The following is a 22,427-nucleotide window of genomic DNA, read 5'->3' on the forward strand; positions in this document are numbered from 1 at the left end:
CATTCTTTATCCGTACGAACCACCAGTAAATAGCAGGTCAAAAGTGCGAGCGATGGTTCCTATCAAGCCAATTGCGCCCACGCCGACACTTAGTACGATAATTAATGCTATCAGCCATGTCGATTCCGATTTTTTGCCTGAGTTGGTATTTTGTTGTGCATCCCATTTTTCATCAGGCATTAAGCCAGTGACCAATGCCTCCAGAATCGCAATTAATGCCGAGGCGATAAGAGGTGCAAATACAAACAGTTTTTGCTGTTCAGGCCACAGTGTGAGAGCTAATAAAGATAATGGCAATGTGGCAAGATGCAGCCAGCCCCAAACGTCTTTTGCTCCGTGTAAATAAAATCTGTGTAACCCAATGCTGCCAAATACGGTGGTTATAAAGGTGGTGAAGGTCTTGTTTTTATGGTTTGTCGTCATTGAAATGAGAGGCAATAGGGTGTTGCGTTGTCGGTAACGGGGCCGTGAGTGAAACGGATATCGGGAAAAGATGAAAAGTCAGCAGCGCTTCGCAAACTGTTATTGATGTTGGTGCGCTAACTATCTCCGTAGTGTAACGTAACCGTTGCGATGTTGTATGGTGGAAATCGCGGCGTCAGTATATCTAAAACAAGTATGGAAGCGCCCTATAAAAACTAGCGCGACATAATGGCGCGACCGAGCTCTCGGAGCAGGGAAAGCGTTAAAAAAAAATCACAGTAAGCCTATAATGAAGCCCTTTTAGAGCTGGCAACTCACCTTTATAGCGCGATTGATGCAGCGCCGCGACACTGTAGGATAGTCCGAGGTTGCAGGGTTGGCCTAACTTGCGTTATAATTTGCGGCTTTTTCCGTGTTCGACAACACTTTTTGGAATCATTATGGTCGTTATTCGTTTATCTCGTGGTGGCGCTAAGAAGCGCCCGTTTTACAACATCGTAGTAACTGATTCGCGCAATCGTCGCGATGGTCGCTTTATCGAGCGTCTGGGTTTCTACAATCCAGTTGCATCTGGTGCTTCGGAAAGCTTCCGTATTGCGCAAGATCGTCTGACCCATTGGGAAGGCGTTGGCGCGCAAATGTCGCCAACTGTTGCTCGTCTGGTCAGCCAGGCTGGTAAAAAAGCTGCAGTTTAATTCTGTAGCTGGTAACTGATTTGTCTACGCTTACTTCAGCAACTATCGTGGCTCCGGTCGCAACAGTCGCAAAATCAGCGGAAGCGGCGCAATCAGGAGTCATGACTTGCGTTGTGACTCCAGCAGATTTGATCATGGTCGGTTATATAACCGGCGCCTATGGACTTCAGGGCTGGGTGCGGATCAAACCGTATTCACCTGACGCTGATGCGTTACTGAATGCCAAAAAATGGTGGCTGGGTAGGCCAAATGTGGCAGATCTGCAAGATATTGAGATGATGCAGGCCAAAAACCACAGTGGTGACATTGTGGCGCGTTTGGTTGGCGTTGTTGGACGTGAAGCTGCGGAGGGCCTTAAAGGCACTGCAGTACATGTTCGCCGTAGCCATTTTCCTGCATTGGAAGATGGAGAATTTTACTGGATCGATTTAATCGGTCTGGCGGTTGAAAATCTGCAAGGCGAGCAATTAGGTGTTGTATCAGACCTGATGGATAACGGGGCGCATCCTATTTTAAGGATCGCGCTTCCGGCTATTGTCGGTCAGGATAAGGCTTCACCTGAATTGCTGGTTCCTTTTGTGGATCAATTCGTCAAGACCGTTGATCAGAAGGCAAAAAAAATCACGGTGGACTGGGGTCTGGATTATTAGATTCTTAATTGTAGGCTCTGCAAACCTGATGGTTGGTGTCGGATTTAGCCCGGCCTTCCATCTTGATGCGATCTTCCAGCTTAAGCGGCCGACAGTTCTGGTGGACGGTGAAATAGGTGGGCGTTATGCAATTTGATGTCGTCACACTGTTTCCAGAAATGTTTGCTGCGTTAACGCAGTCGGGTGTTACCCGGCGTGCATTCGAGCAAAAAAAGTGTGAGTTGGCGTTGTGGAATCCGCGTGATTTCACCATCGACAATCATCGCACGGTTGACGATCGGCCTTACGGTGGTGGTCCTGGCATGGTAATGCTGGCGAAACCACTGGAAGCGGCGATTGATGCTGCAAAAAAACGTCAGCAGCAACAGAATTTATGTTTGCCACGTGTTGTGTATCTGTCGCCGCAAGGCCAGCCACTTACACATCAGCGTGTCATGCAACTGAGCACCGAGTCTGGTCTGGTGTTGTTGTGTGGACGTTATGAGGCTATCGACCAACGGTTGCTGGACCGCTGTGTGGATGAAGAAATCAGCCTTGGCGATTTTGTTTTATCCGGCGGTGAGTTACCGGCAATGGCATTGATGGATGCCGTTATCAGACAATTGCCTGGCGTACTAAATGACGGTGCTTCGGCAGTCGAAGACAGCTTTGTCAATGGCTTGCTGGATTGTCCGCATTACACCAGGCCAGAAGCATATGAAGGTGTGGTCGTGCCGCCTGTTTTAATGGGTGGGCATCACGCCGAGATCGAAAAATGGCGACGCCAACAGATGTTACTGGCAACTGTTAATAAACGACCAGATTTGATCGTGAAGGCACGTCAGGATGGTTTGCTGACGGCCAGTGACGAAAAGTTTATACGAACTATTGCCAGCGTTTAATTCAGCATTTTTACGCTGTTTGAAATGTTGCTAGCTTGTTTTGACAGAGGTAATAATAAGTGGCGCCCAATAAGTAGATTTTGTAATTCTTATAATGTTGTAAGAAGAGCGACCAACCGGTCGCATGTGTAACCCCATCCTCTACTGAGCAGTGCATTGCACATAGTGTCAGCAAGATGGTATTTGGAGCTAAAAATGGATCTGATCCAGCAACTTGAGCAAGAAGAAATTGCTCGCCTAGGTAAAGTTATTCCTGAATTCGCACCTGGCGATACTGTTATCGTTAGCGTCAATGTAGTCGAAGGTACGCGCAAACGTGCTCAGGCTTACGAAGGCGTTGTGATTTCACGTCGTAACCGTGGTTTGAACTCTAACTTCATCGTCCGTAAAATTTCTTCCGGCGAAGGCGTTGAGCGTACATTCCAGTTGTACTCGCCACTGATTGCTTCGATCGAAGTGAAGCGTCGCGGTGATGTACGTCGCGCTAAGCTATACTATCTACGTGAGCGTTCGGGTAAATCGGCGCGTATCAAAGAAAAATTGCCACAACGTCGTACTGTCGCTAAAACAGCAGCGTAAGCAGTTACAGATCTGGCATGTAGTTTGCATGAAGAAGGGCGCCGGTAGGTGCCCTTTTTTGTTGTTTGATTTAAGTGTTTATAGTGATGTTGTTGGGGTATGAGTGCTGCCTCAACACGCTGCCACGTATGGGCAGACCTTGGTTTTGCGAATACCTCTCTTGAAATACATGTAGAGATACCACAGCAAAGGGATTGCACTAGATCGTAATGCGCCGCGGAATAGGAATTGTTTTGGTCAAACTTACTCTCGATCCTCTGATGATGCCAATTGATGCCGTCGCAGGTGAGTTGGCGCTCGCGCCTGATAGGATGAACGCCGACTGGTTACGTCAGCGTTTCGCACAGCCGCCCCTATGGTTTCCTGAAAGCGTCGGGCAACAATTACGAGGCCTGGCTGGAGAAGGAACGCCTACTGCCGCTGCAGTCCTGATTCCGATCATTATGCATCCTGAAGGGCCGACGTTACTATTCACCCAGCGTACGGCACATCTTACGGATCACGCAGGTCAGGTCAGTTTTCCCGGTGGCAGAACAGAGCTTACCGACAGTTCACCCACTGAGACGGCATTGCGCGAGGCCGAAGAAGAGATTGGATTACCGCGCGGTGAAGTAGAAGTGATTGGCACGCTGCCAGAATACTTTACAGGTACAGGATATCGGGTAACGCCTGTAGCTGGACTGATTCAACCCCCAGCATCGTTGCGCGCAAATCCCGATGAAGTGGCGGAAATTTTTGAAGTCCCACTCGCTTTTTTGATGGATGGTCTGAATCATCAACTGCGTACGTTTGATTTGCCAGATGGTTATCGACGTACGTTTTACGCGATGCCTTACGAGCGTTTTTTCATATGGGGCGCGACCGCGGCCATGCTGCGTAATTTATTCCACTTTCTGCGCGCGTAATTATCACGTTTTGGCTTATCTAAGGGCCACGAACCGGTGTCTCGTGTAATTGCTCTGGTACGGCGAATACTAGTCAGCTTTCTTTCAATGCCTGGTATTGCTTCTTTTTGCTTCTAATACGCACAAAACTATCTTTTTCCAGCGCCTCTAAGAAATAAACTCTGTTAAATGACGGACAAATTTGATTCTGTCACTAGGCTGCGTTATCGTATGGTTTATCGTTTCGTTTAAATGACAATTCATGCAAAATTGTTGGAAGTAACACGCTTTATTGCGAGCTTGGCTGGAAGCCACACGAATCGTCGCGATCATTAAGACGTTATATTTTTTATGTACGCATGATTTGTACATAAAAAATGTAACTCTCTGCGACAATTTTGCATAGATTCTATAAATATAAAACAGGATTTGCTGACTTTTAAGGCTGGTTGATGACTTTTCTCTCTATTCTGTTTGCGTTATTAATCGAGCAATTAAAACCGCTCCGTGCGGACAATCCGGTGTACACGTGGATTAAGCATTTTGCACTTATGGTGGAAGGCTGGCTAAACGCCGGTCAGGCACGCCACGGTCGCTTAGGTTGGTTTTGTATCATGTTGGCATTGATGGTTCCGACGGCGTTGATTTATTGGGTGTGCGTTCATATTGGTGCTTGGGCCGCGTTTGCATGGAACGTTATTATTGTCTATTTAACACTGGGATTTCGGCATTATAGTCATTACTTCACGTCGATCCAGCTGGCTTTAAATACCGGTGATGATGCCACTGCCCGGACTCTCCTGGCCGAATGGACCAAGCAAGATACAACCGATATGGAAGTGGGCGAGATTTCGCGTATTGCGGTGGAAAAGGCTTTAATCACCACGCATCGAAACGTATTTGGCGTATTTTTTTGGTTTTTGATGCCGCTCGGCCCGGCCTGCGCAGTGATGTATCGGGTTGCTGAATACTTGGCACGGGCCTGGAATGAACCTGACCACATGAAAAACGAACAGTTTGGTCGGTTTGCAACCCAAGCGTTTTATTGGATAGATTGGATTCCTGCGCGACTGACAGCGTCTGCCTTTGCCGTCGTTGGCAATTTTGAGGATGCTATTTTCGCGTGGCGCAATTTTGCTGATCGGTGGAAAAGTGAGACTGATGGCATTATTTTGTCATCTGGTGGTGGGGCAATGGGTGTTTTGCTTGGAACCCCCAACGAGAATGCCAGCGATTTTCTTCCGATTGACGCCGCTACGGTAGACTCTACCGGGATTGAAACGGACAGTCCGCCTGGTGAATTGCCGACTCCGCGTGCATTGCAAAGCACAGTGGGCTTGGTCTGGCGTGCCCTGCTGCTATGGATGTTTTTGTTGTTACTTTTTTCAGTTGGCGTGTGGTTGGGCTAAGTGCTTTTTGAACGGAGCCATCTAATTTTTACATAGTCTTCTATAAGATATAATACGTAAGAATTGATCGCGTAATTGTAGATTGGATCAACCGACCGGCTTCGATCGAATGATTGGTTTATCGACGTGCATACGCTGCACGTCTGGTCTAATCATCCTCAATTACATAAAACCCTTGCTCTCATCTCATGAGGATGCTGAGAATACGTTTATTGTAAGTATCAAAAAGAAATGAGCTGTCCGCATGGCCGATATTATTAAACCCCCTAATGCGCCCGCCCGTGAATTTTTTATTCAGGGAATAACCTCCGATGGAAGACAGTTTCGCCCGAGCGACTGGGCGGAACGCTTGTGTGGCGCGATGTCCTGTTTTCGACCTGAAGGCGTTGGTGGCCGTAATTCACATTTACAATATTCTCCTTATGTTTTGCCAACGTTGCTTAACGGTATCCGTTCGGTCGTAGTGAATGAAGATTTAAGAGAAATCGAGCCACTCGCATATCATTTCGTTGTGAACTTTGCCAAAGACAATGATTTGCAGATTGTGCATGCGTGTTTGCTGCCCGATGCAGATCAATCTGGCAGCGAGTCACCAAAATCCTCCTGATATTGAAATCGGCTGAAAGCAGGGCGGCTATTCTGTCGCTACCTGCCTGATTGCGCCTGTAATGTGACTTCTGACGGAAACTTTATTCCTCCAATATTTGCCACGCCACCAATTCCCCTTTAAATCTAGCAAAAAAGCGCTTCGACACATCTTCCAAGGCACGCGTTAAGGTATCTTTCAAGTGGCGCAGCGTAGTTAGGAGTTACTAGTAAATGGTGAGTAGTGAGTAGTAAGTAGTGAGTCCAACATTTTGCCCATATAGCCGGTACTGATTGAAATGTTGTAATGGTTGTAGCGCTTTTTTGATGCTACTCGATACGAATGTTGTTACATCCCATCCCATCCTTGAGCTGCTTTAACTTGGGTTTTTCTCTCGCAATAACCTCCAGACCATTTTTTAAAATCTCACATCAAATTACCATTTGTTCACTTTGATTCCGCTATTTTTATAGCTTGGACGAATCTCCTGATGAGCCGAAGTTTTCATCTATTTATCAGCAAAAAGTTTCCGATCGCTATTGGGAACGCCTGCACCAATTTGGGGTCGAAGAGGCCGCCAACTATCGGTGGATGCTAGACTGTAGACAAATCTGCTATAAAATTAGTCAAAGCATCTGGCTCTCTGCGTTTTGCATTGATGTATGGCGGTCTGAAAGACCTCGATTTGGGTGGCGCTTGATGGCGCAGCCAACACTCTGAAGTTGTATTTTTCTTTTGGAGCTAAAGATGGAAAGTACCAGAATTGAACGGGATACGTTTGGCAATATTGAAGTACTGAATGCGCGACTTTGGGGAGCGCAGACGCAACGCTCATTAGCGCATTTTCATATTTCCACTGAGCGTATGCCAGTCGAATTGATTACTGCGCTGGCATATGTCAAACACGCCTGCGCCCAAGTAAATTTGGATCTCGGCAAGTTGCCGGCACAAAAAGCCAATGCGATTATGCAAGCGGCGACCGAGGTCAGTAGCGGCAAGCATCCAGACGAATTTCCATTGGCAGTCTGGCAGACCGGTTCTGGTACGCAGAGCAATATGAACATGAATGAAGTGCTAGCCAATCGTGCTTCCGAGTTGCTTGGTGGAGAACGTGGCGAAACACGTTTGATCCATCCTAATGATGCGGTTAATCTAAGTCAGTCATCCAACGATATTTTTCCGACAGCGATGCATGTCGCCGCAGTGTTGGGCATGAGCGAATTGTTGCTGCCCGCGTTAAGTGCTTTACGCGACACATTGCAGAAAAAATCTGTCGCATTTGTCGACATCGTCAAGATCGGGCGTACCCATTTGCAGGACGCAACACCGCTCACGCTCGGTCAGGAATTTTCTGGCTATGTGGCGCAACTCGATTTCGCCGAACGTAATATTGCCGCTTCATTAGACGGTTTGTGCGCGCTTGCTGCGGGCGGCACGGCAGTCGGTACCGGCATGAATGCACATCCTGAATTTGGTGCGCGTGTCGCTGCCGAGTTAAGCAAAGCGCTGAATGCACCATTTCGTACGGCAGAAAATAAGTTCGCTGCGCTCGCCGCACATGATGCGTTGGTCGCGGCACATGGCGCATTAAAGACGTTGGCCGCAGCCCTGATGAAGATCGCCAACGATGTTCGCTGGATGGCGTCGGGTCCGCGTTCTGGCTTGGGAGAAATAAGTATTCCAGAAAATGAACCTGGTAGTTCAATTATGCCCGGCAAGGTCAATCCGACTCAATGTGAAGCATTGACGATGATTTGCTGTCAGGTCTTTGGCAATGACGTCGCCATTAACTTCGGTGGTGCATCGGGTAATTTTGAATTAAATGTTTTCAAGCCATTGATCGCGCATAATTTTTTGCAAAGCGTCCGTCTGCTTACGGACGGTATGCATAGTTTTGACCATCATTGCGCATCTGGCATTGCCGCCAACGAGGATCGTATCGCAGAACTGATGGCACGCTCGCTGATGTTGGTTACTGCGTTGGCACCGCATATCGGTTACGACAAAGCGGCTCAAATTGCCAAGCATGCGCATCACGATGGCAGTACTTTGAAGCAAGCGGCGCTGGATCTGGGTTACGTTACCGAAGATCAGTTTGTGGCTTGGGTGCAACCGTCCAGGATGACTTATCCAGAGTAATCTACAGCAGTTCAGCCTGTCATTGGTTGACGTGCCGGTTGAATAATTGATGCCGAAAAAATGTTAAATCAGGTTAAGTTTCCCTAAATATGCAGGTTTGCGAGGTTCTTGCGGCCTGCTTTATTTATAATGCACAATTAATGTCGATGGCTGCTTCGAAGATTGTCATCAATCTGTTTGCCTCAATTGCTATCGCCGCACTTCGCTACCCTGTTATGTTACTGAGATATTAATACGTACGTATTCTGTTAGCGTAGCCTGACTTTTTTGTTAAATCCCGAACGCTATGCTTCAATTTCTTTTCTCTTATCAATATTGTTGGGGCGCTGTTATGTCGAGCCGCTTTTGCTACGAGGACTATTGCGCATGAGGAAGTGCCACCGCAAGTCCGTTAAATGGTTCACAAACCGACTCTGCGGGGTTGTTTTCGGCGTTCTTTCCTTTAGTGCTTCCGACGCCTTTGCCGTCTATAAGGTTGAGATTGAGGCTCCTAAAGAAATTAGTGCCCTATTGAAGCAGCATCTGGACCTGGTGCGCTATAAGGATCGCGACGACTTGAGTGACGATCAGCTAAAATTTATGCTCGATACGGTCAACGACCAAGTCACCCAACTCACGTCTACTGAGGGTTATTTTTTGCCCACCACCGAAGTGACGGTCGACGATGGAAAAGTCAAAGTCATCCATCTCAAAGTTGATGCACATAAACGGACGATCGTTTCCAGCGCAACTATCGATGTGACAGGGAAGGTAGCGACCGAGGTGCCAGAGCGGATTCCGCGTATTCAACGCAACTGGCGCTTGCCCGTTGGCCAGCCATTTCGTCAGAGTGATTGGGATGCGGCTAAGGAGCATAGTTTACAGCTGTTGCAATATAAGGGATTTCCGTCTGCGAAGATTGCCCATTCGGAGGCAAGGATTGAGGCCGACAACAGTGAGGCGCAGTTATCGGTTGAGTATGAAAGTGGGCCGTCATTTACGCTAGGTGCGTTGCAAATTACCGGAACTAAACGCTATCCGAATACGATCATCCAAAATGTTAATCCATTAAGTGTTGGCGAGAATTACGATCTGGACCGTTTGCTGTATCTGCAGCGGCAAATACAAAACACCGGCTATTTTGGTAACGTCATCGTGGGAATTGACGACGATGCGACCAACCCGGCGTTGACGCCGGTAAAGGTGCAGGTTACTGAGTTTCCAGCACAGCGTCTTAGAGCTGGAGTCGGTTATGCGACAGATACGGGTGCTCAGGTCCAGGGTGGCTACTCGAATTACAATGTGTTTGGCGATGCCTGGATCTTTGACAGTACGGCCAAAATTGAACAGCGACGTCAGTATGGATCGCTCAGCTTAAACATGCCGCCGGACCAACGTAGTTTTGTGAATGGCATTAATACTTCATATGATCGCACTACTCTTCAAGGAGTGGACCTGCGCAGCCAGAGGATTGGGTTAAAGCGCGCACGTTCTCTGGAAAACTATGACACAGCATTGACGCTTGATTACTATCGCGATTCGCTGCAACAGACCGATGGCGCCGTTTTACCGCCGGACACTGTCGTTTTGCCAGGTAAACATCAAGCAGTAGTGCCAGGATTTAGCTGGACCCGGCGTGATGTCGACGATCAGATTTTTCCGACTGAAGGCCATATTTTTTCCGTACAAACGGGGATCGCTTTGAAGGGATTACTCACCGACCAAAGTTTTTTTCGCGCTTATCTTCGCTATAAAAAATATATTCCGATCGCTAAACGCGACATCATGATTTTCCGCGTCGAAGGCGGCGCGGTATTTACAAAAGGGGCCAGCGCGGAAGTCCCTGCATCGTTACTGTTCCGGGCTGGCGGGAATGAGTCTGTGCGCGGTTATAGCTATCAGGGTATCGGCAATACCCAAAACGGCACGGTCTATCCCACAAAATATCTAGTGACTGCCAGCGCCGAATATCAGCATTGGTTTAATCACAGTTGGGGCGCGGCAATATTCTACGATATCGGCGCTGCGACCAATAGCTTCGTCGATAGGGAAATTAAGGTTGGTACGGGATTTGGTACGCGCTGGCGCAGTCCCGTGGGTCCGGTCAACGTTGATCTGGCCTATGGCGTCCAGGACAGGCGTATTCGCCCTCACATTTCGCTCGGTATTGCATTCTGATGACTTTTTATGATTGTAAAAATTTTTTTCGGTGCGGTGATTTTTTATAGACATAGGACAGATTTCTTATCTGTCATGCCCGTAAAATTTTGTTATTAAACCGATAGAAAAACAGCTGGATTGCAGTGGCCGTATAACGGTACTCAATCATTCGGGCAGGTGCCGGATCCATCCATTTACTACGACAAGATATTTGCATGACCAAAGCAATAGCATCAAACACCGATCAATCAGCCACGCCAAACCCAGCGCCGCCAGCGTCGGGAAAAAACGGCGGTGGCCGTTCAGGTTTCGTCCGCAGAATAGCCGCGCTAATGTTGACGCTACTACTCATTCTGGTGTTGATGATCTGCGCCCTGTTCATTGGACTCCGCACGGAATCCGGGACTAAAGCAATATGGAATACGGCGACTTGGCTATCGCAAAAACATCTAAGTGGCGAATTAGCTGGCGGTACGGTGGCGGAAGGCGTGCGGGTGAAGAACGTGGTTTATCGTGATGCAACGCAAGAATTTACTATCGATAAAATTGATGGAAGTTGGCGCCTGACATTTTCTCCACTGAAATTCAGCATCAACTATTTGCACATCGGCACTGTGGCAGCACGGATGCAACCAAAGCCGTCCGAGCCAATGGTATTGCCAACGCGATTAACGTTGCCGCTGGCATTATCGCTCGATAGTATTACGCTGGATAAGCTTGCCCTGACGGAAGGATTAAGTACAACGGAATATCGTAATCTATCGTTGCACGGACAATCTGACGGGACGCAACATACGCTGGTATTTGAACGTTTGGACACAGCATTCGGTAGCGCAAATGGAACGGTGCATTTACAGGGTACGAAACCGTTTTCGATTAGCGGTGGTGCAGAACTAAAAGGTGCTTACGAACAGGAAAAATATCAGATCGTTGCCAAAGTGTCGGGCACATTATCTGATTTGAATCTTGCTTTACAAGGCAACGGCGACAAACTACGCGCCACTGCCGAGATTGCTGCGACACCGTTTGCACCGATCCCGTTTGAGCGCGTGCGTATCAGCGCTACGCACATCAACCCAAAATTATTCAGCGCCGGTGCACCGTTGGCGGACTTGAATATTCAGGCCGATCTGACGCCGATTTCTCCTCCGGAAGCGGTTGACGGTGTGCCAGCAAAGACGAACATATCAGGCAGCAAAGTTGATTTAGCGTTGCTGGCGGTGAGCGGCCCTTTGCATATCTCGAACGCGATTCCCGGTGCTCTCGATAAAGATCGCTTGCCGTTGATCTCCGTAGACGCGCAATTACGTCTGGACGCGAAAACCCAGCAACTATCAGGCTTGAAAATTAAATTACTGGATAAAGGTTTGATCAGCGGTGCGGGTGAATATCACGCCGATGGTAAGGAGAAAAATACCGGTAATTTTACCTTTGATGTTGCCGATCTCGATCTACATGCATTGCATGGAAAATTACAGACGTCGCAATTGCAAGGTCCAATTAGTGTCACTCTGACGCCGGATACACAAGTAATCGGATTAACCTTGGCCGACAAAAATTTTTCGGCAAAAATGGATGCGGTGATTGATCCCAAAAAAATAGATTTGCGCCTCGCAGAATTGGTAGCCGGGCCTGCACATCTTAATCTGAGCGGAACCGTGGATCGTACCAACGGTATGGCTTATACGATGAAGGGGAAACTACGTGATTTCGATCCTGCTTTATGGATAAAGAGTAGTTCTCCAGCGGCCAAAAAGTCGGACAAGAAATTTGAAAAGCAACCGCACATAAAGAGCAGCTACGTAAAGACAGCAAAACCTGTTTCTGCAAGCATCAACATGGATATTAATGCTGCCGGGAAGTTAGCGCCGACGTTGCAACTAAAGTTGGCATTCAATATTCTCGATAGCGTTTATGACCACCTGCCAATGACGGGGAAAGGCGTTATCAATCTGCTTGATAAGCGCTTATTGCCAAGTGAGGCGCAAATCTCCGTGGCAGGTAATAACGCCCAATTAAAGGGCAATTTTGGTGTGCCGGGAAATCATTTTAACTTCAAGGTAGATGCGCCGGAATTACAGCGATTGGGATTTGGTTTGTCAGGTGCGCTCAATACGGAAGGGCAGGTCAGCGGAAGCATTCAAAAGCCCGTCGTCAAGGCGACCTATCGCGCGGAAAAGTTAGTATTCGGGGCGCAGCAAATCGACAGTTTGTCCGGGCAGGCCGATATTCAAGCCGACTTGAGTGCCAAGGTATCCGCCGCCACCAACCGCCTCCAAGTCAGCATCGAAGCGCATGGTTACCGTGGCCCAGATATTGCGTTGAGCAAAATGAACGCAAGCCTATCCGGTACTTTTGGCGATCACAGTTTAAAGCTTGATACTGTTGGTACCGTGCGCGATAAGCCATTGGCACTGACTTTGGCCGCGCAAGGAAAAGTGATTCAAAATGCCACCGGCTATGGTTGGCAGGGCACGCTAGGCGAATTGAAAAATCAAGGTATTCCTCGTGTGTCACTAGACACGCCTTTGTCCATTAGCGTGGCAGGAGATAAGATTATTTTAGGCGCGACTCGGCTGACGATTGCCGATGCGGTCATTGATTTAAAAAATCTAAGTATCGATCATGGGCGCATACAGTCGGCTGGTGCCGTGAATGCGCTGAATGTGAAAACGGTAGTCGATCTTGTACATGAATTTACCGGCACTGCGCCACCGTTAAAAACAGACCTGGTCCTCGACAGTCGCTGGGATTTTGGATTGTCAGACAGCGCCACCGGGTTTGTTGAGATTAACCGACGTAGCGGTGATATCCGGGTGACATCAGGGCGCGGAGACATTCCGCTGGGATTGACAGAACTGCGCCTGCGTGCGGATCTTCAGGGAACACAGGTTAATGTGAATACGGCTCTCTCTGCCGCCAAAATCGGTTCAGTGAATGTGCAAGTGAAATTAGGTTTGAACCGTATCGGGAACGGGTTAATGATCACTGACAACGCGTCCTTATCGGGTGCAGTAAAAGCCAGCGTTCCGCAACTAAAAACGGTCGGCAGTCTGATCGGGCCGCAAGTCGGTTTAGACGGTAATCTGAAGATGGAGCTAAAGCTTGATGGGGTTTTAGGACAACCGACCCTGTCCGGTACGGTTGCAGGCGATAATCTGGCGGTCACCCTCTATGATCAGGGAATAAAATTACGTGATGGTATCGCACGGTTTAATGTGGAAAAAAATGTCATCGCATTACAGCAGTTGGAGTTTCATGGTGGCGATGGAACACTACGCGCCAATGGTCAACTTCAGCTTGGAAAATCGAATCCTGATGTGACGGCTACGATCGTCGCGGATCGGTTGCAACTATTTGCCAGTCCAGATCGTCAGTTGATGTTATCAGGGCAAGCCAAGGTAGCCAATGTCAACGAGCAGTTGCACGTGGATGGCAAGTTCACCATCGATAAGGCATTGTTCGATTTGCCTAAGACTAGTGCTCCGGCGCTCGGAGACGACGTCGTGATCGTTCGCAATGATGGGAAAACCCGTTCTGCGCCGTTGACCGACAAACAGAAAATAGCAAAAACGGCGGAAAAGCCAGCTGGAAGCTTGACCCCGATTATGAATATCGATGTCAATTTCGGCAATGATTTTCGTTTTCGTGGAAGCGGTGCCGATCTCAAATTAGGCGGCACGATGTCGGTGCATAGTGAACCGTTTGCGCCATTGCGTGCCAGTGGCACGATCCGTGTCACCGACGGAACTTATGAAGTATTTGGTCGAAAATTGGCAATTGAACGCGGGTTAATTAATTTTACCGGACCGCTGAATAATCCTAACATTAACATCTTGGCGATGCGGCGTAATCAAGATGTCGAAGCCGGCGCAGAAATTAGTGGTTATGCATCCTCGCCGCGGGTCAAGCTGGTATCTGAGCCAAATGTCTCCGACGAAGAAAAACTGTCGTGGTTAATGTTCGGTCATGGCAGCGACAGTAGTGCGCTCGGCCAGCGTCAGGCCGCCGGTCAGGCCTTGGCGTTTTTGGGTAATTATGGCGGCAAAAAAATAGCCCAAGGCGTCGGGCTCGATGAATTCTCGATTGGTTCCAGTGAGTCAGGTTTAGTCGATGAACAGGTTGTCAATATAGGCAAAGCAATTACCGAAAAAATTAATCTCGGTTACGAGCAGGGCCTGACCAGCGCAGCTAGCGTGTTAAAACTCACCTGGCAATTTTCGCGTCGATGGTCGATGGTTTTGCGTGGTGGCACCATCAACGGTCTGGACGTTTTGTTCACTAAGCGCTTTGATTCGTTTTGGGCAGAAAAGAAGGGGAAACCCCCCGCCGAGAAACCGGACGTAGATTTCTAGTAAGTAGTAGGGATGTGCAGTATTGCCGTCTTGGACAACAATTCTTCTTTTATACATGTAGTTATTTTTTAGATATCGCCGCTTTATGACTCCGCTTAAATACCTTCAGGCCTATCCGTCCGCATTGCAGGATCAGATACGCCAACTCATTGAACAAAAGCGTTTGGGGGAATATCTACTTAAGCGGTATCCGGGCAAACACGCGGTCCAAAATGATAAGGCTTTGTATGCTTATACTTTGTCATTAAAACAGGCACATTTAAAAAATGCACCGAATATTGATAAGGTGCTCTTCGACAGTCGGCTCGATTTGACGCACAAAGCGCTAGGACTGCACACCGCCATCTCGCGGGTGCAAGGAGGAAAACTGAAGGCTAAGAAAGAAATCCGCGTAGCGGCACTGTTCAAAGAGGCAGCGCCAGAATTTTTGCAAATGATCGTCGTACACGAACTGGCGCATCTGAAAGAGCAAGATCATAACAAGGCATTTTACAAACTATGTGAGTATATGCTGCCCGAATATCACCAGTTGGAGTTTGACCTGCGGGTTTTCCTAACCTTTCGTGAACTACGTAAAGCGGGGCTTGATATGGACAGTCAAGCGGTTTGATATGGTTACTTTTGCGGTACAGCAGACCCAAGAATCAGCATAGTGTAGTGGTAAATTGAATCCATGGCTAAACGATAAAAGATGGTTAACAACGGTATGCTACTGACGTTGAGTTTGATCAGCAACATTTGACCTCCAGACGGAAAGGCGCACCATGCACCGCTACAAACGATTGTGTATAGTCATTCTGTTTTTGTTGGCGCTGCTCGCGCTATTTCAATTTTCTGGATTGAGAGAGCATTTCAACCTGGCTTTTGTCCGTCAACAGTTGGTCGATAACAAACTGACCGGGTTGCTGGTTTTTGTCGTGTTGTTCTGCGTCGGGAATCTGGTTCAAATACCAGGCTGGATATTTCTGGCAGCGGCGGTGCTCGCCCTTGGCAAAACCTGGGGTGGCGTGGCGACTTACATTGCGGCCACCATTTCGTGCTTGTTTACTTTCCTGACGATTCGCTTCGTCGGTGGCGATGCAATACGAGCAGTGAAAAATCGGTATGCGCTAAAGATACTGCATGGTCTTGATGCCCATCCGATTAAAAGTATTGCGTTGCTTCGCGTATTATTTCAGACCGTTCCAGCCCTCAATTATGCACTTGCACTTTCTGGCGTCAAATTTCACAAATATGTGATTGGAACGATGCTCGGTTTGCCATTGCCGATTATGTTGTATTGCTTATTTTTTGATTATATTGGCAAGGTGTTGCATGTGATTTGAAGCGTGCAGATGGTGCTGAAAATGATGCAATCTAGTAAGGCAATCATTCTCGATATCATGATTCTGTATTGCTGTTGAAACATGAAACTTCAATGAGCAGATAGCGCGGTAAGCCCTCACCATGCCGTCGAAGTTCGCTATTTTTGCTATTTCCGATAGTATAGGCGTTCAATTGAACCGGAAAGCCACAATGACCAAACAGTTTTCAATCGCTTGCGAGCGTAACCGTCTTCCTATTGCAGCAGTTTTGGCAAGTAAATTGGTGGCATCGCAGCGCGTGTTAGAGATCGGCAGTGGCACGGGACAGCACGCGGTTTATTTTGCAGAGCAGCTTCCCCATCTGATATGGCAAACCAGCGATCTAACGGCAAATCACGCTAGTATTCTGGCGTGGCAAGAAGAGGCGCAGTTACCAAATGTATTGTCGCCGTTAACGCTAGACATGTCCGACGTTGATTGGTCGCAGTCACTGACTGGCCAGTACGATGCGGTGTTCACGGCCAATACTTGCCACATCATGTCGTGGCCCCAAGTACAGAATATGTTTTCAGGTGTCGGTCGTTTACTGAAGACGGGCGGCCGCTTTTGGACGTACGGACCTTTTAATGTCGACGGCCAATTTACTAGCGATAGTAATGCTGCGTTTGATGTCAGCTTGAAAAATTATGCTGCGCATATGGGACTTCGGGATATGGCAGATTTGGTTCTGTTGGCCGCAGAAAATAAGCTCCTTCTGGCGGCGGATCAGCTTATGCCTGCCAATAACCGGCTATTGGAATGGGAGCGGGTGTAACGCGATTAATCATTTTCTGCCCGGTCGCTTCTGAGGAATCATGAGATGGTGCGACGTCCAGACATTTCATCGCCGGCATCCGATTTTAATTTTATCGCGAAGGGCAGTGCGGTGGCTGCAATGATCGCGATAGTGAGGAACGTTGGCCAAAAGTCGGCGCTGACAATGGTGGTGTGGCCCTGAATCTGATTAGACAGTTGAAGTGAGTACCCGCCCACAGTCACACCCATGCCGATGGCCAATTGTTGCGCCACGCTGGTCAAGCTGGTTGCCTGGCTCATTTGTTGTGGCTTTATGTCGGCGTAAGCGATCGCGTTGATGCTGGTGAACTGCATGGAACGGATGCAACCACCCAACAGCAGTAAAGCGCCCACAATGATATGTGGCGTGTCCGCAGTCAGAGCGCCAAATGCCGCCATCGATGCCGCCCCCAATAGCGTGTTATAGATCAGCACCGTTCGAAAGCCAAAGCGTTTCAGCACGAAAGTGGTGATCGTCTTGACAAACATGGCACCGATTGACGATGCGCAGGTTAGCAAGCCGGATTGAAACGGCGACAGGCCGAATCCCAGCTGAAATAATAACGGCAGCAAGAACGGCAAAGCACCGATGCCGATGCGAAATAATGAACCGCCATAGATATTCATGCGTAGTGTCGGAATTGACAACAGACGCAGATTCAGCAGCGGATGTTCGCAGTGAAACGCATGCCACACATACGCCACCAGCGAAGTTGCACCGATTGCCATACAAATGAACGAGACGTCACTATTCACCAAATGCCGTCCGGCGCTGGCAAGGCCAAACATCAAGCAAGAGCAACCAACCGCCGAAAGAATAAAGCCGATCCAGTCTAACGGCACGGTTTGTTCTTCTCGCAGATTTTGAATATAGCGATTGGCGAGATAGATGCCGACGATACTGATCGGAATATTAATAAAAAATATCCAGCGCCAATGAAAGTAGGTAGTAATAAATCCACCAAGCGGAGGGCCGATGACAGGGCCAAGTAGCGCCGGAATGGTCAGATAACTTAGCGCCTTGACCAGGTCGGCTTTCGAGACCGTGCGCAATATTACAAGCCGCCCGACCGGAACCATCATGGCACCGCCAATACCCTGAAAGAAGCGCGCGGCGACAAATTCTGCCAAGGTATGCGACATTCCACACAGGATGGAGCCGAGCATGAATACGCCGATAGCTGTCCGAAACACAGTGCGCGCGCCGAAACGATCGGCCATCCAGCCGCTGATCGGGATGAATACCGCCAGACTGACAAGATAAGACGTCATGGCCAGTTTCAGCGCAATCGGACTTTCGCCCATGTCGAGCGCCATGGCGGGTAAGGAGGTGGCAATGACCGTCGCATCCATGTTTTCCATGAACAGCGCGCAGGCAACAATGAGGGGAGTGAGAAAAACACGAGAAATTGCCATGAGCGATGATGGATAGTGCCGTTCTATGGCACCGTCAAAGCTGCCGTTGGACTGAAGTGTTAAGTACGTCAGGAGCTGTCGGACTTATGGGATAAAAGCAAAAATAGCCCGTTATTGGACAAGAAACTGGCGAAATATGGATCATCCAGTTTATTTTAAAGCCGATTACCCCTAAGTCCGAAAGGCACTTAGTATAGCGCTTTGGCGTATCCTTCGCCGATCAGGTAGCATATGTGCTTCGTTGCAATGTTCTTTTGACGGCGTGCAGGATGCTTTTCGCTTTCTGTAAAATTCAAAAAATGATCTTTATTCCCGACTCGCATTAACTATGACTTCAGGTTTCACATTTTCGCCACCGCACATTGAGGCGCGCAGCGTTGATAGCATCACACTGGCCGATTCTGATTGTTTTGCTTTATTCGATGATCGATGTGCTGACGACGCGGCGAAGGTTTCTCGTTTGTACACTGATTATCGGTGCACATTGCAATGCCACGACGCAGACTCGTTGCCGCGATTGCTTGCTCAAATGCAGAAGGCATTGCAAGATGGCCTGCAAGTGGTGACGCTATTCCACTACGAACTGGGTGCGGCAATGCACCGTGTGCCGTTAGTTATTTCTAAATCGTCCCAAACAATTGAGCCGCTCGCTGAAGTATTGCTATTCGGAACCTGCCAAAAATTAACCGCGCTAGAAGTTGACGATTGGTTGAGGCAGCGCGCGCTGGTAATGAGTAATCCCCAGTTGAACGGTCTGCTACCAGATCAAAAAACGGCATGGTCGGATGCAAACAGCCTATCTGGCATAGCTAACGTTCTCCCTAATGTTGACCCGAACGAATTTGATCAGGCAATTGCGCGTATCCACGCTTACATCGAAGCCGGTGACACGTATCAGGTGAATTACACATTTCGCCTGCATTTTGACGTCTACGGAAGTCCGTTGTCGCTGTATCGCCAATTGCGCGAACGGCAACCGGTCCCTTATGGTGCGCTGATCGCATTACCGGATGGTCGTGCGGTGCTATCGCTTTCGCCTGAGTTATTTGTGCGTCATGACCAAGGCGTGCTGACCGCACGACCGATGAAAGGCACAGCCGCCGCCAGTGATGACAGCGATCAGAATCAGCGGACAGCCCTGGCATTGGCCGCAGATCCAAAAAATCGCGCAGAAAATCTGATGATTGTGGATTTATTGCGCAATGATTTGGGCCGGGTGGCGCATTGTGGATCTGTATACGTACCAAAATTATTTGAAGTCAGCCGATTTAATACGGTATTGCAAATGACTTCTACTGTCACTGCGCAGTTACGTGGTGATCTCGGCCTGACCGACTTAATGACTGCGTTGTATCCGTGCGGTTCGATTACTGGCGCACCAAAACTACGGTCCATGCAGATTATTGCCGAACTGGAAAAGGCACCGCGGCGTTTATATACCGGTGCAATTGGGTGGTTTGATGCGCCGTTGGGAGAGGATCAAATAGGAGATTTTTGCTTGTCGGTACCGATTCGCACGTTGTTGCTGGAAGCCGAAAACGATGAAGGCATTCGTCATGGCGAGATGGGTATCGGTGCGGGTATCGTGTACGACAGCGTAGCCCAAGATGAGTACGCCGAATGTGTGCTGAAAGCACGGTTTTTAACGGGACTTCGTGCTGATTTTTCCCTTTTTGAAACGATCTATGCAACTAGCAAAGACGGTTGCCGAGCGCTGGATTTACACCTAAATCGTTTGCGGTCGTCTGCCGTGTATTTTGGTTTTGAATTTAACGAAGCGCAGTTGCGTAGCCGCTTGGATAAAGTCGTAGCAAGTTTGACCGCTAATGGTGCACATCGCCTGCGATTAAGTTTATCGGCGGATGGCACCTCGTCTGTTACCAGCGCACCCATGAATTCGCTGTCTCAACCGGTTAAGGTGATTATTTCTGATGCACCGACGGAAAAAAACGATCTGTTTTTACGTCACAAAACGACCCAACGAACTCTCTATGACCATGCGTGGAAATCCGCTGAACAGCAAGGTGCATTTGATATGTTGTTTTTTAATCAGGCCGGTGAATTGACGGAAGGGGGACGCAGCAACGTATTTATTAAGCTAGCCGGACGTTGGTACACGCCGCCGTTAGTGAGCGGTTTGTTACCCGGTGTGATGCGCAGCTTGATTCTGAATGATTCGACCTGGAATGCAACGGAACGCGCCTTGACGCGTGAGGATCTTCAATCTGCCGAACAGGTGATGGTATGCAATGCACTGCGCGGTGCGATGGCCGCCGAAATTATCTGGTAATTTCTGTCGTCATAAGTGTGGATGGATACTGGTGTATGGATACTTGTGTATGGATACTTGTTGATAGATACCTGTTGCTAGATACATGTTGATGAATACCTGCTGATGCATGAGATCAGATTGTCTTAATAAAACTGCGCCAGGATTGGAAACTGTTTCACCACCAACGGTATTACGTGCGCGGAAGCTAACGCGCCAACAATACCGACGATAGATATCGACACCATCGCCAACGATAGCCGCACTGTCAAACCACGATTGCGCGCCCGTAATACCAAAGGAAGATTAATCAGGACGCTCGCCAACGATGCGATCACCGCGCCGGTCGATACGACATGCGCAGATATTGCGTTGTTGGTCAGTAAGCTAGCCGCGGCCGCGACAGCGCTGGCACTAGATACAATCCCACCGATCAGGCTGACGGCATAAAAGCCGAACTCGCCGAAGTAATTTTGGGTCAGGACGCCAGCGATGTGCAATATCAAAAACAGCAGTCCATACTTTAGCGCCGCAGGCACCGAGAATGGCAGCGGCAAATCGACCGGTTCAGCTTGATGATCATCGGTTGTGCGATTTGCATTGCGGTCCATGAAGAACCAGGCCGCATTGACTAATAGCATCAGGAAGAACGGCACCGCCGCCGTCAATGCCGCCGCCGGTGCCAGAATAAATAAGAGGCAAGCGTTACGTATCGTCATTGCAGAAGTTGCCAGCAAAATACCGCGATAGGCGGCACTGACTGTTTCCGGATGATTGTCTTTTGCGCGTGATGCCATCTCGTTGACGGTGACGCTGCTATTCACTAATCCACCCAAAAATCCCGCTAGAGCGATTCCCCGTGTTCCGTAGATTTTCCAGAGTACGTAGTTGACGAAGCCAATGCCCGCAATCAAAATGACTGTAATCCACGCTGCACGCGGTTCGATCAAATTCCATGGCCCAATCGGCCCCATCGGCAATGCCGGATAAATTACGATAGCCAAAATCGCCAACATCAACGCCGAGCGCATTTCGGCCTCAGTCAGGCCGACGCTGAATCCTGCAAGGCGATCTTTCCATGCCAATAACGCCGTGACGATCACCATCACGGAGGCCGGTGTTGCGGTGTGGCCCTTGCCACACAAGATACCAATCACGCAGGTAACCAACATGGCAGCCGAGGTCGTCAACTCGGTGCTGACGTGCGTTCGCAATCGTTGCAGGTTTAAAAAGATGGTCAAACCACCCGTCAGAAATAAAATAAGATAGGCGTAGTTATCGCCGAGAATACCGCCCATTCCACCCAACAGAGCAATCAGGCCGAATGTCCGTAAGCCCGCTTCTTTGCCGCGCCGCTCCCGCTCTAACCCTATCAAGAGTCCCAGCGCTAGTGCCAATCCGAGTCGTGTCAGGCTGATCAAATACGGCCATTTCACTTCGGGCAGCGACATGCCGATCTGGATCAGTGGTTGTGCGGCGATATTGATGGTATGAGGATCGATAACTGTCATGTAGGGCAAGCTTATTGTTGTTAGAGGAAACTATAAACGGAACGCGCGCACTTTGCTGAACTGAGATCAAAGTCTGACGATAAGACAAAAGAAATAGAATAAAGAAATAGAATAAAAAAATCGTTCTTTACTAAAGCAACCTCCCATCGGATTGTTGCAGATCGATGGAGGACACTTAATGAGAGGTGACTAAGGAAGCGCGCCCATTACATCTTAACTAAGCATGCGAGCATGCGTCCGCTTCTGGCATGTCAGTCGGGTTAACCGAGTAAGTCAAACTGAGACCGAAGCACAATCGACCCAACTGTCGATCAACTTATAGATTCTGCTAAAATTTCAGCGAGAATCCAACT

17 protein-coding genes are annotated in these 22,427 nt (G+C 48.7%); 14 read left to right on the forward strand and 3 right to left on the reverse strand.

Features of this window, described 5'->3' with window-relative positions; genetic code table 11:
- Positions 1-6: 6 nt before the first annotated feature.
- Positions 7-423, reverse strand: a complete 417-nt coding sequence (locus tag RGU75_RS12475; protein WP_322236364.1) for a hypothetical protein — start codon at positions 421-423, stop codon at positions 7-9.
- Between the two features lie 440 nt (positions 424-863).
- On the opposite strand from RGU75_RS12475, the gene rpsP reads away from it, so the two are divergent.
- The 13 genes from rpsP (at position 864) to RGU75_RS12540 (ending at position 16,858) form a co-directional block, all read left to right on the forward strand.
- Positions 864-1,118 carry a 30S ribosomal protein S16 gene (rpsP, locus tag RGU75_RS12480; RefSeq protein ID WP_108439946.1) on the forward strand — a complete coding sequence of 85 codons (255 nt, stop codon included), beginning with the start codon at positions 864-866 and terminating at the stop codon, positions 1,116-1,118.
- A 101-nt stretch (positions 1,119-1,219) separates the two neighbouring features.
- On the forward strand, positions 1,220-1,768 hold the full coding sequence (rimM, locus tag RGU75_RS12485) for a ribosome maturation factor RimM (RefSeq protein WP_322240490.1): 549 nt from the start codon (positions 1,220-1,222) through the stop codon (positions 1,766-1,768).
- Between the two features lie 125 nt (positions 1,769-1,893).
- Positions 1,894-2,649, forward strand: a complete 756-nt coding sequence (gene trmD, locus RGU75_RS12490) for a tRNA (guanosine(37)-N1)-methyltransferase TrmD (protein WP_322236367.1) — start codon at positions 1,894-1,896, stop codon at positions 2,647-2,649.
- A gap of 195 nt (positions 2,650-2,844) precedes the next feature.
- Positions 2,845-3,228 carry a 50S ribosomal protein L19 gene (rplS, locus tag RGU75_RS12495; RefSeq protein ID WP_108439945.1) on the forward strand — a complete coding sequence of 128 codons (384 nt, stop codon included), beginning with the start codon at positions 2,845-2,847 and terminating at the stop codon, positions 3,226-3,228.
- Between the two features lie 233 nt (positions 3,229-3,461).
- Positions 3,462-4,133 (forward strand): CoA pyrophosphatase, encoded by a 672-nt coding sequence (locus RGU75_RS12500; protein ID WP_416186813.1) that lies wholly within the window; start codon positions 3,462-3,464, stop codon positions 4,131-4,133.
- Between the two features lie 431 nt (positions 4,134-4,564).
- A complete protein-coding gene (locus RGU75_RS12505) occupies positions 4,565-5,521 on the forward strand; it encodes a CobD/CbiB family protein (protein ID WP_322236371.1) in 957 nt (318 codons plus the stop codon).
- A gap of 244 nt (positions 5,522-5,765) precedes the next feature.
- Positions 5,766-6,128 (forward strand): DUF3579 domain-containing protein, encoded by a 363-nt coding sequence (locus tag RGU75_RS12510; RefSeq protein ID WP_322236373.1) that lies wholly within the window; start codon positions 5,766-5,768, stop codon positions 6,126-6,128.
- Positions 6,129-6,854: 726 nt separating this feature from the next.
- A complete protein-coding gene (fumC, locus tag RGU75_RS12515; protein ID WP_322236376.1) occupies positions 6,855-8,246 on the forward strand; it encodes a class II fumarate hydratase in 1,392 nt (463 codons plus the stop codon).
- Between the two features lie 366 nt (positions 8,247-8,612).
- On the forward strand, positions 8,613-10,403 hold the full coding sequence (locus tag RGU75_RS12520; protein ID WP_322236378.1) for an autotransporter assembly complex family protein: 1,791 nt from the start codon (positions 8,613-8,615) through the stop codon (positions 10,401-10,403).
- A 197-nt stretch (positions 10,404-10,600) separates the two neighbouring features.
- Complete coding sequence (locus RGU75_RS12525) at positions 10,601-14,740, forward strand: translocation/assembly module TamB domain-containing protein (protein WP_322236380.1); 4,140 nt, start codon at positions 10,601-10,603, stop codon at positions 14,738-14,740.
- 85 nt (positions 14,741-14,825) lie between these two features.
- Complete coding sequence (locus RGU75_RS12530) at positions 14,826-15,350, forward strand: M48 family metallopeptidase (RefSeq protein ID WP_322236382.1); 525 nt, start codon at positions 14,826-14,828, stop codon at positions 15,348-15,350.
- Positions 15,351-15,504: 154 nt separating this feature from the next.
- The gene (locus tag RGU75_RS12535; protein ID WP_322236384.1) at positions 15,505-16,065 is read left to right on the forward strand and encodes a VTT domain-containing protein; all 561 of its coding nucleotides are present in this window, start codon (positions 15,505-15,507) and stop codon (positions 16,063-16,065) included.
- A 190-nt stretch (positions 16,066-16,255) separates the two neighbouring features.
- Positions 16,256-16,858, forward strand: a complete 603-nt coding sequence (locus RGU75_RS12540) for a DUF938 domain-containing protein (protein ID WP_322236386.1) — start codon at positions 16,256-16,258, stop codon at positions 16,856-16,858.
- Between the two features lie 38 nt (positions 16,859-16,896).
- Here RGU75_RS12540 and RGU75_RS12545 read toward each other — a convergent pair whose 3' ends face one another.
- Entirely contained in the window at positions 16,897-18,294 is a 1,398-nt protein-coding gene (locus RGU75_RS12545) for an MFS transporter (RefSeq protein ID WP_322236387.1), read from the reverse strand.
- A gap of 328 nt (positions 18,295-18,622) precedes the next feature.
- On the opposite strand from RGU75_RS12545, the gene pabB reads away from it, so the two are divergent.
- Positions 18,623-20,584: an aminodeoxychorismate synthase component I gene (gene pabB, locus RGU75_RS12550; RefSeq protein WP_322236389.1), complete on the forward strand. Its 1,962-nt coding sequence runs from the start codon at positions 18,623-18,625 to the stop codon at positions 20,582-20,584.
- A 125-nt stretch (positions 20,585-20,709) separates the two neighbouring features.
- On the opposite strand, the gene RGU75_RS12555 is transcribed toward pabB, so the two are convergent.
- Entirely contained in the window at positions 20,710-22,074 is a 1,365-nt protein-coding gene (locus RGU75_RS12555; protein WP_322236390.1) for an MgtC/SapB family protein, read from the reverse strand.
- Positions 22,075-22,427 lie beyond the last annotated feature (353 nt).

The sequence above is a fragment of the Glaciimonas sp. CA11.2 genome (assembly GCF_034314045.1).
Classification (GTDB): Bacteria; Pseudomonadota; Gammaproteobacteria; order Burkholderiales; family Burkholderiaceae_D; genus Glaciimonas.